At 63.9% G+C, this 14,474-nt stretch carries 13 protein-coding genes; 3 read left to right on the forward strand and 10 right to left on the reverse strand.

The window, feature by feature from the left end:
- From ABEA02_RS04425 to ABEA02_RS04445, 5 genes are all read right to left on the reverse strand, one after another.
- Positions 1–1,053: a GNAT family N-acetyltransferase gene (locus ABEA02_RS04425; protein ID WP_345531642.1), complete on the reverse strand. Its 1,053-nt coding sequence runs from the start codon at positions 1,051–1,053 to the stop codon at positions 1–3.
- Positions 1,050–2,483 carry an oligosaccharide flippase family protein gene (locus ABEA02_RS04430; protein ID WP_345531643.1) on the reverse strand — a complete coding sequence of 478 codons (1,434 nt, stop codon included), beginning with the start codon at positions 2,481–2,483 and terminating at the stop codon, positions 1,050–1,052. The genes ABEA02_RS04425 and ABEA02_RS04430 overlap by 4 nt, the downstream gene beginning before the upstream one ends.
- Before the next feature lie 67 nt (positions 2,484–2,550).
- Positions 2,551–3,786: a pyridoxal-dependent decarboxylase, exosortase A system-associated gene (locus ABEA02_RS04435; RefSeq protein ID WP_345531645.1), complete on the reverse strand. Its 1,236-nt coding sequence runs from the start codon at positions 3,784–3,786 to the stop codon at positions 2,551–2,553.
- On the reverse strand, positions 3,783–5,345 hold the full coding sequence (locus ABEA02_RS04440) for an acyl-CoA ligase (AMP-forming), exosortase A system-associated (protein WP_345531646.1): 1,563 nt from the start codon (positions 5,343–5,345) through the stop codon (positions 3,783–3,785). Before ABEA02_RS04440 ends, ABEA02_RS04435 begins: the two co-directional genes overlap by 4 nt.
- Positions 5,342–6,313, reverse strand: a complete 972-nt coding sequence (locus ABEA02_RS04445; RefSeq protein WP_345531647.1) for a GNAT family N-acetyltransferase — start codon at positions 6,311–6,313, stop codon at positions 5,342–5,344. Before ABEA02_RS04445 ends, ABEA02_RS04440 begins: the two co-directional genes overlap by 4 nt.
- Positions 6,314–6,444: 131 nt before the next feature.
- Here ABEA02_RS04445 and ABEA02_RS04450 point away from each other — a divergent pair, with 131 nt between their 5' ends.
- The 3 genes from ABEA02_RS04450 to ABEA02_RS04460 are packed head-to-tail and all read left to right on the forward strand — an operon-like array spanning position 6,445 to position 8,378.
- Entirely contained in the window at positions 6,445–6,693 is a 249-nt protein-coding gene (locus ABEA02_RS04450) for an acyl carrier protein (protein WP_345531648.1), read from the forward strand.
- A 9-nt stretch (positions 6,694–6,702) separates the two neighbouring features.
- Positions 6,703–7,542 (forward strand): alpha/beta hydrolase family protein, encoded by an 840-nt coding sequence (locus ABEA02_RS04455; RefSeq protein WP_345531649.1) that lies wholly within the window; start codon positions 6,703–6,705, stop codon positions 7,540–7,542.
- A complete protein-coding gene (locus tag ABEA02_RS04460) occupies positions 7,539–8,378 on the forward strand; it encodes a hydrolase 1, exosortase A system-associated (protein ID WP_345531650.1) in 840 nt (279 codons plus the stop codon). Before ABEA02_RS04455 ends, ABEA02_RS04460 begins: the two co-directional genes overlap by 4 nt.
- Positions 8,379–8,394: 16 nt before the next feature.
- Here the strand turns inward: ABEA02_RS04460 and ABEA02_RS04465 are convergent, their stop codons facing one another.
- The 5 genes from ABEA02_RS04465 to ABEA02_RS04485 all read right to left on the reverse strand — a co-directional run bounded on the left by ABEA02_RS04465 (position 8,395) and on the right by ABEA02_RS04485 (position 14,472).
- Positions 8,395–8,760, reverse strand: a complete 366-nt coding sequence (locus ABEA02_RS04465; protein ID WP_345531651.1) for a DMT family transporter — start codon at positions 8,758–8,760, stop codon at positions 8,395–8,397.
- 23 nt (positions 8,761–8,783) lie between these two features.
- Positions 8,784–10,385 (reverse strand): ArnT family glycosyltransferase, encoded by a 1,602-nt coding sequence (locus ABEA02_RS04470; RefSeq protein ID WP_345531652.1) that lies wholly within the window; start codon positions 10,383–10,385, stop codon positions 8,784–8,786.
- A gap of 12 nt (positions 10,386–10,397) precedes the next feature.
- Entirely contained in the window at positions 10,398–11,822 is a 1,425-nt protein-coding gene (locus ABEA02_RS04475) for a UbiA family prenyltransferase (protein ID WP_345531653.1), read from the reverse strand.
- Between the two features lie 117 nt (positions 11,823–11,939).
- Positions 11,940–12,968, reverse strand: coding sequence for a hypothetical protein (locus ABEA02_RS04480; RefSeq protein ID WP_345531654.1), 1,029 nt, complete (start codon positions 12,966–12,968; stop codon positions 11,940–11,942).
- A 1-nt stretch (position 12,969) separates the two neighbouring features.
- A complete protein-coding gene (locus ABEA02_RS04485) occupies positions 12,970–14,472 on the reverse strand; it encodes an MBOAT family O-acyltransferase (protein WP_345531655.1) in 1,503 nt (500 codons plus the stop codon).
- Positions 14,473–14,474 lie beyond the last annotated feature (2 nt).

The raw sequence follows: 14,474 nt of genomic DNA on the forward strand, positions 1-14,474 counted from the left end.
TCAGGCTTGAGGTTTGGCACTCTTCAGCGATTGCAAGCGCCAGCGCAACGAGTTGAGTGCACGATCCATCATTGCCGACGGCGTCGTGCGCGAATAATAGCCACGCAGATAGACGTGTTCTTCATTCGCAAAGTCGCGTTTTGCCTGCGTGTCGCCTTCGCCTCGGTCTACGCAGCGAATCCCCAGTGAAGGCGCATGGCGCAGCGTTTCCCATAGCAGCAGGCGACCTGGCGAGTAGCTGTGCAGATCTGGCGTGTAGACGGGGAACCAGTACGAAAGCGTGTCATGACATTGCAGCCCGAAGTGCGCAGCAATGCGCTGGTCGCCGCAATAGAGCGCGGTCAGTCGCGGCATGCAGCGCGGGTCGGATTGTGCCGCGAGGTGCTTCAGCAGTTGTGCGTCGCGCCTGCGTGAGAACGGGTGATTGCGTTGCGCGGTGCGTTGGTACTGCGCCACCTTCAGGTCAATGAGCCAGTCCAGCGTTCCACTGTCGACCGATTCGACAGCGAAGCGCAAGGGGCCGTGATCGCGTTCGAGCTTGTTGCGTCGACGCTCGGTGTCCGCCGCGAATTTTTTGTCGCGCTTGAACAGGGCTTCGATGAAGTCTTCGCCTTCGGCCGCGCGGATTCGCAGACCACGTGCGGGCTGGTCGCCCTGAAGACCGTAGCGATCTTGGGAACTGTCCAGGTGCGTAAAGAGCAGGCTGTTGAGTCCGCAGGCGCGTAGCAAGGCTTCGGGAGTGATACGGAACCCCGGTGAGGCAATCAATCCGAAATAGTCGGCGAAACTGCCGCCCGCGGGCTGCGCGCTGCCGAGCAGACGCGCTTGCAAGCCGTCGAGTTCGAACGGCATGAAAGCCTGAGCCTGGCCTTTTGCGTCCCGGAAGACGCAGACGCGAACCGGTGTCTCGCGAGTCCGTGCGCAGGCCTGCACATAGCTGCGGGAGAGGAAGGCGTTACGCGCGGGCGCATCGTCAAGCAGGGCGTCCCAGCGTGCGGCGAGCTCGCCTTCCAGATCCTGAGCGGGCACAACGGTTGACGTCAGCATACTCATTGGCGGCGGATCTTCTTGTAGATGAGTGCGACCTCCTGCTGCAGCGGATGCTTGAGCACGAAGACCGATCCGACCCAGGTGGCGCTCATGATGAGGGCGGTGGCGATCAGTCGTAGCCAGGAGTTCATGTCAGTCATGAGCAGATCGATGCCGTGGCACACCACTGCACAAGCTGCGGTGACTGCAAGCGTCGGGATCATGGCGCGCGCAAAGGTGGTCAGCGGGACCTGGAACTTGAGGCGCCACACGGCAAGCATGAGCGGAAGGACGAGCAGATCGCCGAGCACGAAGGCCTGCACGAAAGCAGTCATGTCTGCTGCGCCCGAAGCGATGGCAATGACTGATTTGAAGATGATGGTCGCGCCCATGGTCCATACTGACAGGATAGGGCGCCCGATGGCGATCAAGCCATTGGAGGTCTGGCTGAAGGGCAGGCGTGTTGCGGCCGAGATGCACAGCAGGGAAACGAGGGGCAGGCAGGCGAGCCACTTGTCTCCGTAGAGCACGGCCACCATGTCATGCGCGAAGACTGCCGTGACCCATAGTATCGGCCAGGCCAGACCGCTGATGTAGACGGCGATACGGATCATGTCGGCCGCTATGCTCGCATTCTCGCGATGGCTGGAGGCCAATGCCGGCAGCGCCGAGTTGTTCACTGCGGGCATGATGACTTGCGAGAAGAGCTCGACAAGGCCGTTGGCGCGGCTGTAGAGGCCGACGGAGCGCGCGTCGGTGCCGCGGGCCAGGAAGGTGTCGGCAAGCGCGTTGTGGATATTGGTAAGCAGATTGCTGATTGCCGACACGCCACCAAAGCGCACAATGGCTCCACAGCCTTTCAGCGAAGGCAGCCAGGGCTGCCATTTGGGGCGGAAGTATGAGTAGGCCAGGCCGCCCGCGATGATGTTGATGAAGTTTGCCCATGCCATGCTCATGTGGCCAAAGCCGCTCGCGGCGAGTGCAATGCAGGAGCCTGCGTAGACAAGGGCGCTGAACATCGTGACGGCAGCGAGCTTGCCGCCTTCCATTTCGCGGCGGAGCAGGGATTGCGTGACGGAGCCGAGCGGAATGAAGAAGAAGCCCAGCGCGAGCACCTGGATGATCTGTTCGACTTGAGGGTGACCATAGAAGCGACTGACCGGACCCGAGAGCAACAGCATGGTGATTGCGATGGCTGACGAGCAGGCGATCAGCACGCCGCTTGCGGAGCGTACTTTCTCGGCGGTCAGGTCTGGTTCGCGCAACAGGTACGAGACCACACCGAAGTCACGGAAGGTGTGCATGACGCCGACGAACACGGCGGTCATCGAGAACAGGCCGATTTCGCCCGGTTCAAGCAGGCGGGCGAGAACCAGCCCTGACAGGAAGTTGATGACCGTGGCGGCGTTCGAGCCAGCCATGACGGCGAGGACTGAGCGACGGACATTGCTCATGACAGGGGTGTCGCAGTCTGCACGGTCAGGTTTTGTTCGATGAGTTCGGGTGAAAGGGGCGGCTTCTTCAAACCAGCACTTCCGGAATGCCCGGGTGCGACAGGAAGGCTGCCGGGCTGGCTGTCAGGCCATAGGCGCCGGACTGCAGCACTACCAGCAGGTCGCCGATCTCTGCCTCGGGCAATTCAAGATCGTTGCCGAGGATGTCCAGCGGTGTGCACAGCGGGCCGACGGCATTGTATCGGCCGGATGTGACGGTATCGGCCTTGTTGCCCAGAAGAGCCGGGTAATTCTTGCGGATGACCTGGCCGAAGTTGCCACTCGCGGCGAGGTGGTGGTGCAGGCCACCGTCAGTGATCAGGTAGGTGGTGCCACGCGAGACCTTGATGTCCTGCACACGGCAGACATAGACACCGGCTTCAGCGACGAGGTAGCGCCCCAGCTCCAGCACCAGTCGTGCCGTCGGGTGGTCTTGTGCGAGCTGTGCGTCGAGCGCATGCAGATGCTGACCGATCGGAGTAATGTCGAGGCGCGCTTCGCCGGGGAAGTAGGGCACGCCGAAACCGCCGCCGAGATTGAGACTGCGCAGCGGTGCCGGAGCGTTAGCCGCAAGGCGCATGGCGAGCGCGAAGCTCTTGGCCTGCGCTTCGATAATGGCGTCGGCAATCAGGTTCTGGCTGCCGGCGAAGAGGTGGAAGCCTTCGAACTGCAAACCCAGAGAGGCGACCTGTGCGAGTGCTGCCGGGATGCGTTCGGCATCGATGCCGAAAGGCTTGGGGCCGCCGCCCATCTTCATGCCCGAGCTTTTGAGTTCGAAGTCGGGATTGACCCGCAGGGCGACACGCGCGGGCAGGCCCAGCGATTGCGAGGCCTCGGCAATGCGCGTGAGTTCGGTTTCGGATTCGACGTTGAGCAGCACGCCAGCGGCGACGGCCTGGCGAAGTTCGGTGGGGCGCTTGCCGGGGCCTGCAAAGCTGATCTCTGCTGGGGTCATGCCGCTGTCGAGTGCGGCGCGCATCTCGCCAGCGGAGGCGACGTCGAGGCCATCAATGAGGCGCACCATGTGCGCCAACAACGCCGGCATGGGGTTGGCCTTGATGGCGTAGTGCAGGCTGATGCGTGGGGGCAACACCGCTTTCAGAGTTGTGATGCGTGCGCTGATGGCGGCGCGGTCGTAAGCGTAGAACGGTGTCTGGCCGACGCGTTCTGCGAGTTGCGAGACAGGGGTGCCGCCAACGAGCAGTTCTCCATCGCGCACGGGGAATTGCGTCAAGGGAGCGTGCTTGGGGGGCGTTGCGTTCATGCTGGGCTCCCGTTTGAGGGCTGGGCGCTTTGCGCCAGCCGCGCGCGATCGATCTTGCCGTTTGGATTGCGCGGCAGGCTGTCGGTTTGCAGGCGGATATCGGCGGGCAGCATCCATGCCGGCAGTTCGGGGCGTAATGCGGCGAGCAGCGTCTCGGCCGTGAGTGCGGCATCCAGGGCTTGCGCGACGATGCCGATGGTTTGCCCCAGTGCAGGATGTGGCAAGCCGAAGGCTGCGACTTCACGTAGCAGCCCGGTAGCCAGGCAGGCGTCTTCGATTTCGTTGGGGCTCACGCGATAGCCCGAGGTCTTGATCATCTCGTCGCGACGCCCGATGAAGTAGAGAAAGCCCTCGGCATCGCGGCGCACGGTGTCACCCGAGAACACGGCGATCTCTGCGCGTGTCTGGCCTGCGCGCAGTGGCAGGGGCCGGTAGCGCTCGGCGGTTTTCTCAGCGTCGTTCCAGTAGCCCAGGGTGACCAGTGCGCCACGTTGCACGAGCTCCCCCGGTTCATTGGCGTCACACTCGCCGCCATCCTCCCGGAGTACCGTGACTTCGGCATTCGGAATGGCCTTGCCGATGGAGTCGGGGCGACGGTCCACTTCTTCAGGCGGCAGGTAGGTGGCGCGAAAGGCTTCGGTGAGACCGTACATGAGGAAGGGCTTGGCCGCTGGCGCACGCTGGCGCAGCGCAGCGAGCGTCTCGCGCGGCATTCGGCCACCGGTGCTGGCGAAGTAGCGTAGCGGTGCGACCGTATCGGTTGGCCAGTCGAGGGCGGCGAGCTGGGTCCACAATGGTGGCACTGCGGTGAGTCCGGTGATCTGGTCACGCGCCATCGCCCGCAGCACATCGCGCGGCAAGAGGTAGTTGAGCAGGCTGACACTGGCACCGACGCTGAAGGCCGTCGTGAGCTGCGAGAAACCTGCGTCGAAGGAGAGCGGTAGTGCGGCGAGCAAGCGGTCTTCGGCGTGGTTGCCGAGGTAGCTGGCTACGCTGTGTGCGCCGACGACGAGGTTGCGATGCGAGACCATCACGCCCTTGGGACGACCCGTACTGCCCGATGTGTAAAAGATGCAGGCAAGGTCTTCGTCGATGACGCGTTGGGCTCGGGTGGAAGACTCGGCGTAACGCGCTTGCCACGCTGCGGCGTGCTCACCGTCGACAATCAGGGTGTCACGCAACGCCGGGCAGCCCGCCAGCAGGGGCTGCAGCAAGGGCAGGCGCGCGCTGGTGGTGATGAGAAGGCTGACACTGCAGTCCTGAAGGATGTGGGCGACCTGCGCGGGCTTGAGTTGCGGATTTACGGGCACGAAGACGCCGCCTGCGCGACTGGCGGCGAAGGCGCTGACGACGAACTCCTGGCGCTTTTCCATCCAGATGGCAACCCGTTCGCCGCGCGCCAGGCCCTGATGCAGCAGGCTCGCTGCGAGACCCTCGACCCTGCCGATCAGGGTGGCATAGTCCAGCCCGTGGCCGTCGTCGCGTAAAGCCGGAGCTGCGGGCATTGCTTCGGCGGTACGAAGAGGCAAGTCGTGCAGCAGGAAGGCGGGTCGGGTCATGCTGTCTTGCCGATTTTTCTCTTCAACCAGCGCGGGGCGAAGTGCCGTAGCGCACGCAGCTTGCCGCTCAGCGAAAGCTGATCAAAGGCCAGTAGCGCGACGAGTTCGCGGTGATGGCTCATCCATTCGGATTTGTAGCTATCGTCGCCGGTCAGGAAGTCAATCTCGCTGACCTGGTCGACCGTCATGACGTGCTCGAACAAGGCCGCGGTCAGCACGGTGCCGACACCCAGCCTGGAAAAGCGGGCATCGTACGCGAGTTTGTAGATTGAGGCCGTCTGATCCTTCACGAACCAGACCTGCGCGGCTGCCGGCTCATCCCGCACATACAGCACAGCCAGGCGCAGGCTGCCTTGCGCAGCTGCCATGTGGCACAGCCCGGGCATGAAAGCCGGATAGGGCTCGGCTTCCTTCCAGCTGGAGGCGTAGACGCGGTTGTAGGCGGCGAGGGCTGCGTCGAGTGTCCGGCCCGCGTCGCGGATGATGTCGATGCGGAAGCCGGGGGTTGCGCGAAGTTTTGTCTGGCAGCGACGCAGGGTGTTGCGCAGACGCGAAGGGCGCTGCGCAAGGTAGTCTGACCAGGACAGGCCCGCACAAGGCAGGTACCAGTTCTTGCTGACCGGTAGCAGGTCCACGCGGAAGTCTTCTGCCACAAGTGCCTGCGAGAGCAGGGCCACGACGGGCGTGTCGCGGCGCATGGGGCGCAGCATGATGCGGGATGGCGCCTCGGCCCTGAGCTGTCGGGCGAAGGCACGCAGGGAGATTTCTGTCGGCTGAGAGCCTTCTTCAAAGCCGAAATCGGGGCTGTAGAAGTTGCTGCAGGATTCCAGCCCTCCGGGTACTCTCAGCAGGTGCATGCGCAGTCCTGCGGCATCCAGGATGTGGTGCGCAGCCCCGCCAGGCAGCCCGGCTTCCTTGAGCAAGGCGAACCAGCTCTTCTGCAGGAAGATGGACGTGGTGGCGGTCATCGACGGAGTCCGTGCGGCATGTCAGGGGTAGGCGGGCAGCGGGCGGCCTATAATACCGGCCTTCTCGGAGGACGTTGTCGCGCAGGGCGTGCAGCGAGTCTCTATTTGCAGTCAGTTGCTGGAGTCTGGGTTTGGATATTCGCAAGGAACTCGCGGTCGTACTTGATGACGTGCTGGGCCTCAAGGGCCGCGCGCAGGGGTTCGTGGACAGCACGCCCCTGCTGGGTGCGCTGCCCGAGCTCGACTCGATGGCCGTGGTGGGCATCATCGCCGGCATTGAGGAGCACTTCGGCGTCTATCTCGCCGACGATGAAATCGACGGTTCCAGCTTCGAGACCTTCGGTAGTCTGCTCAAGCTGGTACAGGACAAGATCGGCTGACGAGCCCAGATGGAACCCTTCTATCTCCCGACACCGGAAGGGCGCATTTACGGACTGCATCTCCCTGCCAATGGCACGCCGCGCGGGGCATTGCTGTGGCTGCCGCCGTTCGCGGAAGAGGCTCACTGCGCCCGCCGCCATCTGGTGGCTGCCGCACGGGAATGTCAGGCAGAGGGTTTTTCCAGCCTGCTGATCGATCCCTTGGGTACGGGAGAGAGTGACGACGATTTCGCCAGCGCGCGCTGGGATGTCTGGTGCCGGCATGTGGGGCTCGCCGCCGGCTGGTTGCGTGAGCGGGTGTCGGCGCCGTTGTGGTTGGCAGGGGTGCGCGCCGGCAATCTGCTGGCGGCCGATGTGGCCGCGCAGGTGATGCCCGCTGGTTTGCTGTGCTGGCAGCCCGCCATGGATGGCAGGACGGTGCTGGATAGCTTCCTGCGGCTCAAACTGGCTTCGACCTGGGCCGCCGACGCGGGCGGAAGTTTTGCCGGCAATGCTGCGAGCATTCTGGCTGATCTGCGCGATGAGCTGGCGGCGGGGCGCAGTGTGGACGTCGCAGGCTTTACGCTTTCTGCAGAGCTGGCCGGCGTGCTGGCATCACGTGGCATGTCCTGGGCTGTCGATTGTGCGCCCCGACTGGCGTGTCTCGAATTCCGCTCCCTTCAGACAGATGGTGTCTTGCCGCCACACTCGCCGGGCTTGGCGCGACAGTGTGACAACTGGCGCTCGCAGGGCGTACAGGTTCTCAGCGAGGTCGTGGCGGCGCCGCAGTTCTGGTTGCAGCACGAGGCGCCGCTGACGCCCGGACTGGGGCGTGCCAGCGCGGCCTTGATCGGGAAGCTGGCCGCATGACGCTGACCACGACTTTCCCCATCGTCTTTTCGCTCGCACAGAAGCATGCGCCGCGGCTGGTGGGCACGGTGCATCCGCCAGCGGGAGGAGCTCGCGGGCCCGGTGTTGTTTTCGTGACAGGCGGGATGCAGACGCGGGCTGGCAGTCATCGCGGTTTCATTTCGCTGGCGCGCGTGCTGGCCGCCAGCGGTTTTCCCGTGTTGCGCTTCGATCTACCCGGACTGGGCGACGCCGAAGGCGAGGTGCGCGATTTTGCGGATAACGCGGATGTCATTCAGGCCGCGATGGACGCCCTGATCGCAGCGGTGCCCGGCACCGAGCGGGTGGTGTTGTGGGGGCTCTGTGACGGCGCCAGTGCGGCCGCCTTGTTTGCGCGCGACGCGCCGCGTGTCGCCGGCTTGTTCCTGGTGAACCCCTGGCTGCAGTCGGAGCAGGCGCAAGCCAGAGCGATGCGGGGGTATTACCGCCAGCGCTTCCTGTCGCCGGAGTTCTGGCGCAAGTTGTTGAGCGGTCGGGTCGGCGTCGTTGCGGCTCTGCAGGGTTACGTCACGAACTGGTGGCGTGCCCGGTCTGCGGCTCCCCAGGCGACGCCAGAGAGCCAGGTCGAGTCACTCGCGGTCCGCTTGCTGGCGGCGCTGGATGGGTGCGCCGTGAAACTGCAGATTGTGGTCGCCGGTCAGGATCTGACGGGACGAGCCTTCCTCCAGATCGCCGAGGGACGCAACTTGCCGCTCTCGCAAGTTGAAGAGGCTGATCACACTTTCTCGTCTGTCGCAGCGCAGCTGCGGCTTGAGGTATTGAGCCAGCAGTTTCTCGAGTCCTTCTGCGCAAGCTGAGTCGCGTGGCGGACTCTCAACTGCGGGCGACGACGAACACGCCAGCGCAGATCAGCGCGACGCCGACCAGCCGTTGCGGCGTGACCTGCTCGCCCATCATGAAGCCGACGGCGGCGGTGAAGAAGAAACCCAGCCCCACCAGCGGGTAAGCCTTGCTGACGTCCCACTTCGACAGAACGGCCAGCCACACCATGGCACCGAGCGCGTAGAGCGCAAGTCCGCCGAAAACGTACTTGTCGAAGAGCACGGCGAACACGGTGCGGATCGTGGAAGGCTCGGCCAGCGTGGCCTTGAGCGCAGCGCCTGACATGCCGGCCTTGAGTGAGAACTGGGCTGCGACCGAAAAGAGGATGCTGACAATGGCGATGATGAGGGTCTTCATGGTTCTGGTTGTGCTGCCTGGGCTCAGCGTTGCGACTTGATCGTGTGGTTGATGATGGGCAAGTCGATGCTTTGCTCACGCGGACCTGTAGCGACCGGGCCGAGGTTTTCGTAGATCACGAGTTCTTTCTCGTGCGCCGGGTAGTTGGCGGGCGTGTCAAAGCGTGCCACCTGCCTGAACTGCGCGCTGGCGATGACCCGCTCGAAGCGCTGCATGGCAGGCAGGTCGTTCCAGAAACCGGGCTGTACGACGAGGTACTTCACACCCAGCTTGTTGAGCTGTTCGGAGATGTCGGCCTCGCTCAGTGGCTTTTCTTCAACGCCCAGTTCGCGGCGCACAGCGACGCGCAGCAGGATCTTGTCGGCGCGCACGACGGTGAGATCACGCCGGTCTTCGCGTTCGCGCATGTTGAAGACGAAGGAACCGTCGCGGTAACCGGAGAACAGCACGGCGCTGTCGCGTGGGGCATGTTGGGCCACCCAGTCGACGACCTGTGCATAGCCCTCGACCTTGAGCACGGGACGGAAGAAAACGGTTTGCACAACGACGGCGAGGCTCAATGCCGCCAGCGCAGCGGTGGCCAGCGAGGCGCGCGGCAGGCGCGTCAGCAGGAAAGCTGCGAGGGCCACCACGGGCGGCAGGATGAAGACGCTGTGGCGCGCTTCCTTGAGGTCGATGGCGGAGAAGAACAGGTAGCCCACGACAAACCAGCTCAGCCAGAAGAAGGCGTCACCGCGCTGCAGATCCTTGCGTGCCAGCCAGCGTGCAGCGACGAGGCCGCCAATGGCGACAGCGAGCACCGGCACGCCGAGTTGCCCCGGCAGCTGCTTGAGGTACCACAGCCAGCCAGCGAGGCTGCGACGCGACACTTCGGCATCGGCAATGCCGCTGACCGATTGCACATTGGCCTGCCCGAACTTGAGTGTCAGCACGACGAGGGGCACCAGTGCCAGCACCGCAGCAATGGCGATGAACCACAGTTTGCGATCACGCAGCGCACTCAGGCCGCGATCATGCAGCAGGCACAGCAGATAGACCGGGCCGAGGAAGGCGGCCGTGATCTTGGTGTACATCGCGGCGACCAGCAGGAAGATGGCGAGCGTCAGGTGCAGCGTGCGGCCTGCGCGCCGGTAGTGCATGAAGCAGACGGCGCTCCAGATCATGAAGGCCAGCGCTGGCACTTCGAGCATGACCTGGCGACCCCAGAATGCGATTTCGGGCGCGCACACCAGCAGCGCCGCCGCGAGCGCGGCCTGCGTGTCGGGTAGCCAGAAGCGGAACAGGCGCCAGCAACCCCATGCAAATGCCATGTAGTGCAGGCAGACGACCAGCAAGGCCGTCTCGTGCGAGACACCGAACAGGGCATAGAACGGTGCGCTGATGACGTAGAACAATGGGGGGTAGAACAGGATGGTCAGTGCCGGGTACTGCGCGTAGTAGGCATAGGCGTAACCAGAGGGATCGCGCCAGGGCATCGCGAGGACGAGGTCCTTAACGAAGACGCCGTTGAGCGCGTGGCGTGGTGCATCGCTCCAGTAGAAGGCGCCATCGTGCGGGGCGCCGAGGAACAACAGGGCGGTGCCGACAAGCAGCAGGGCAAGTAGCAGGCGGGGATGGAGGTTCATGGTGTGCGGGCCTTACATCGCGACCAGTACGGCGGCGGCCATGGCGACGAAGCTGGCCCAGCTGCCGCGGTCACGCAGGCTGAAAACGATGGGGTCGTCATGCATCTGGCCGCGTGTGGTCTTCATCCACAGGCGCGATATCCAGTACAGCATGAATGGGCAGAGCAGCCACAGCAGGTGCGGACGGCTGTAGTGGGAGGCGACGTAGGGCGAGTCGACGTAGAGCGCCAGCACCAGCACCGACAGATAGCCCGCTGAAGCGCCGAGGCTGATGACGGTCTGCAGGTCGCTGCGGCCATAGTCACGGCCCTTGGCGTGTTCGCGTTCCAGCTTCTCCATGGCGACCAGTTCGGAAGCACGCTTGACGAGGGCAAGGCTGAGGAAGACGAACATCGAGAAGGCCAGCAGCCAGGACGACAGCGGCACGTCAATGGCGACAGCCCCCGCCATGATGCGCAGGGTATAGAGGCCAGCGAGCAGCAGCACATCGATCAGCATGTAGGTCTTGAAGTACAGCGAGTACGACAGTGTGACGACGAGGTAGCCCAGCAGCACGAGCAGGAAATTCGGCGACACCCAGCAAGCCGCTGCGATGCCTGCGGCGAGGAGCAAGCCCATCACGATGATGCCGCTGGTGATGCTGATGTCGCCCGCAGCGAACGGACGGCGACACTTGCGCGGGTGACGACGATCACTCGGCAGGTCGAGCAGGTCGTTGAACATGTAGGTTGCCGAAGCCACCAGGCCGAAGGCCAGGAAGGCCACGCCGACCGTGACGAAGCTCTGCGCGTTGAACGCATGTGCGGTGAGCAGCGGCACACCGATCAGCAGATTCTTGAGCCACTGGTAGAGCCGGGCTTCCTTGATCCAGGCGCGCAGTGCAGTGGGACGGTTCTCGAAGACGCGTTCGACGTCGCCGCGCGCGCGCGCACCCGTTTCGACGCCACTGCCGGGATTGACGACGATGGCCTTGCGTGACTTTTCCCAGATCGGGTAGTCGGCGGTGGCATTGCCGGCGTAGTCAAAGATCGGGCTGATTGCGACAATGGCTTTGAGCTTCTCGCTGCCGCGCATGTTGCGTTCGCCATCGCTGGCGATGACACCGCGAAACAGGCCGACGCGGTCAGCAACCGGTTGAGCGAGGCGGGCATCCGAGGCGGTTGCGAGCCAGATCTCGCGTCCGTTGGCAGCTTCGGCCTGCAGATATTCGACGAATTGCGCGTGCAGAGGCAGTGAGTCCGACTCCAGTGTGACACGTGCGGCGATCTGCGCTTTGAGGTGGGCCTTGCCACGCAGCAGCCAGCCAAGCATGGGCAACAGCATCCAGGGCTGCTGCTTGAGCAGCGCCAGCGCGCTCTCGACGAGCAGATCAGTCTTGATCAGGGTGCCGTCGAGGTCGACGAAAAGTGGGGGCAGAGAGGGAGGCTGGCCGGACATGTCGGGGGCGGGTGGGTGATCGGGACGATGTGGGCCCCTCGTGAGGCCGCGCAGAGCATAGCGTTTTGCTGCGTCTGCGGTGTGAAATATGCCTTCAGGTACGGCGAGCTGCCAGAGCTATTTCGCTGGGCTGGCGAAGAGTGGCGCACTGGCGCGCGCCACGATGCCCATGGCGAGGGGGTTCCAGTGTTTGTCGTAGGGGCCGACTTCCAGTCGCAGCGGGCTGGCCTTGTAGTGCGCGGCGAAGAGTGGCGCGGTGTCGACGATCGGAACGCCGGCCGTTGCGGCGGCTGCCTTGAAACGTGTCAGTACGCGCGAGCTGGGCGTACGTCCTGCGTGGATGGCTTCGCGGTCGCTGTCCAGCACGAGCACGAACCGGGTGTCCGGCATGGCGGCCAGGCCTGCAAAGAAGCGATGGATGATTTCGTCGGCAGCCTTGTCGTCGATCTGGTCTTCCGGCGGTACGGACGTCTGGTGCGGGGCTTGCGGATTGCGCGGCGGGAACAGCTGGGCTCCCAGCGCTTCGGGTTTGATGCGTAGCTGCGAGAAGAAGTATTGCGCCAGCGCCGACTCGCGTGCCAGCGCCTTCAGCTTGCCAGCAGGTGCCTGCCGGTCGTTGCCAGGCTGCAGCGTGGTGACGTCGAGGCAGGGGCCATGCGTGTTGCCCGAGCCGCACAGGGTTTGCCGGACGTCGCTGCGTTCGACGACGATGAGGAATGTGCGGATGCCGAAGCGTTCTTGCGCAAAGCGTGCGCGGGCCAGGTAGTCGAACAGTGACGAGCCGGGGCCACCCATGGCGTACACCGGCGTCTGGGCCAGTTCGCGCTCCAGCTGACGGGACAGTCGATCCGCTTCGGGCAGCATGTTGGCCTCGACGAAGCTGTCGCCAATGACCGCAATGGCCGAAGGGTCGTGTGTGAAGTCGCGGCTGTCGAGAAAGCCTGCGTTATTGCTGCGCAGGTGCTGGGCGTTCTTGAGGTCCCAGCCTGATGACAGGGTAAAACTGTGATGGGCCGGGTAGGTGATGATGTCGGGCGCGAAGTGGTAGGCCGTATGTGTAGCTGTCGACACCGGCAACGCGCGGCACAGCAGCTCCAGCAGGACCAGGGCTGCCATGACACCGGCGAGGAAGCGGAGTGCGCGCATGTCAGAAATTGAAGTAGATGAAAGCGCTGACCGCACTGCGCGTCGCGTTGATCAGCATGGCGCAGAGAATGATTGCCCAGGCGAAGCCGAGCACGAACGCGGGCCAGCGTGTCGAGCCATTGCAGAAGCGGATGAACCACTCGCCGATGCGGTTGCTGTTCGGCATCAGCGCGCAGCACGTCAGGCCGGCGATGCAATACGCCAGCGCCGCCCCGGTATGGATGCCGGCATTCCACAGCAGGGTATGGGGGGCATCGAATGCCACCGGTTGGCTGAGCATGGCGATCAGCATTGCGTTGGCATTGTGCAGATCGGTCGCGCGGAAGAAGACCCAGCCGACCATGACGGCAAGCAGGGTCACGCCCCATGCCAGTACCTGATAGACGCGGCCTTGCTGGATCGCGGCGGGCAACACGGCTGCAGTGCCTGCGCGCCACGCATGGTTGATCATCAGATAGCCGCCATGCAGCGCACCCCAGATGACGAAGTTCCAGCTCGCGCCGTGCCATAGCCCGCCCAGCAGCATGGTGGTGAAGAGGTTGGCGTAACGCCGGAAGGCGCCGTGCCGGCTGCCGCCCAGCGGGATGTACAGGTAGTCGCGCAGGAAGGCCGACAGGGTCATGTGCCAGCGCCGCCAGAAGTCGATGATCGACAGTGCCTTGTAGGGCGAATCGAAGTTGTAGGGCAGGCTGATATTGAGCATGCGTGACAAGCCGATGGCCATGTCCGAGTAGCCCGAGAAATCGAAATAGAGTTGCAGCGTGTAGGCCAGTACGCCCAGCCAGGCTTCGAGCAGATCCGGCGTCAGCCCTTCGCTGCAGCCGTGGAAGACGGCATCGGCAATCGGTGAAATGCCATCCGCAACGACGACCTTCTTGATCAGGCCAAGCATGAAGATGGCTGAACCGGCCGCGAAGTTGCCGGCGTTGAAACGATAGGTCGATGCATCGCCGAACTGCGGCATCATTTGTGCGTGATGTAGCACCGGGCCGGCAATCAGGTGAGGGAAGTAAGTGACGAACAGGCCGTAGTGCGCCACACGGGGCTCGCTGACGCCTTTCTGGTAGGCGTCGGCCAGAAAGGCGATTTGCGTGAAGGTGAAGAACGAGATGCCGATGGGCAATGTGATGGCGCCGAGTGCCCAGTGCGTGCCGAACGCGAGATTCAGGTTGTCGACGAAGAAGTTTGCGTACTTGAACCAGGCGAGCACGGCGAGATTGACCGTGATGCCGAGCACCAGCCAGCCACGCGCACCAGGCTCTTTGCTCGCGCCACCGATGATGCGCTGGCCGACGAAGTAATTCCAGGCGATCGAGAGCAGCAGCAAGATGCTGAACTGCGGCATCCACCATGCGTAGAACCCGACTGACGCAATGAACAGCCAGCTGGCCGCGAGCGGATGCGAGCGCTGCCCCAGCAGAAAGAAAACGCTGAGGACGAGCGGCAGGAATACGAGGATGAACTCGGCAGAGGTAAAGAGCATCGCGGCGAGGCGGTGGCGCAATC

It is taken from the genome of Viridibacterium curvum (assembly GCF_039544165.1).
Taxonomy (GTDB): domain Bacteria; phylum Pseudomonadota; class Gammaproteobacteria; order Burkholderiales; family Rhodocyclaceae; genus Viridibacterium; species Viridibacterium curvum.

Coding starts and splice junctions, on each gene's coding strand:
- ABEA02_RS04465 (WP_345531651.1), bottom strand. CDS start 8,760: ATGAAGACCCTCATCATCGCCATTGTCAGCATCCTCTTTTCGGTCGCA.
- ABEA02_RS04480 (WP_345531654.1), bottom strand. CDS start 12,968: ATGCGCGCACTCCGCTTCCTCGCCGGTGTCATGGCAGCCCTGGTCCTG.
- ABEA02_RS04470 (WP_345531652.1), bottom strand. CDS start 10,385: ATGAACCTCCATCCCCGCCTGCTACTTGCCCTGCTGCTTGTCGGCACC.
- ABEA02_RS04425 (WP_345531642.1), bottom strand. CDS start 1,053: ATGAGTATGCTGACGTCAACCGTTGTGCCCGCTCAGGATCTGGAAGGC.
- ABEA02_RS04440 (WP_345531646.1), bottom strand. CDS start 5,345: ATGACCCGACCCGCCTTCCTGCTGCACGACTTGCCTCTTCGTACCGCC.
- ABEA02_RS04430 (WP_345531643.1), bottom strand. CDS start 2,483: ATGAGCAATGTCCGTCGCTCAGTCCTCGCCGTCATGGCTGGCTCGAAC.
- ABEA02_RS04445 (WP_345531647.1), bottom strand. CDS start 6,313: ATGACCGCCACCACGTCCATCTTCCTGCAGAAGAGCTGGTTCGCCTTG.
- ABEA02_RS04455 (WP_345531649.1), top strand. CDS start 6,703: ATGGAACCCTTCTATCTCCCGACACCGGAAGGGCGCATTTACGGACTG.
- ABEA02_RS04475 (WP_345531653.1), bottom strand. CDS start 11,822: ATGTCCGGCCAGCCTCCCTCTCTGCCCCCACTTTTCGTCGACCTCGAC.
- ABEA02_RS04460 (WP_345531650.1), top strand. CDS start 7,539: ATGACGCTGACCACGACTTTCCCCATCGTCTTTTCGCTCGCACAGAAG.
- ABEA02_RS04435 (WP_345531645.1), bottom strand. CDS start 3,786: ATGAACGCAACGCCCCCCAAGCACGCTCCCTTGACGCAATTCCCCGTG.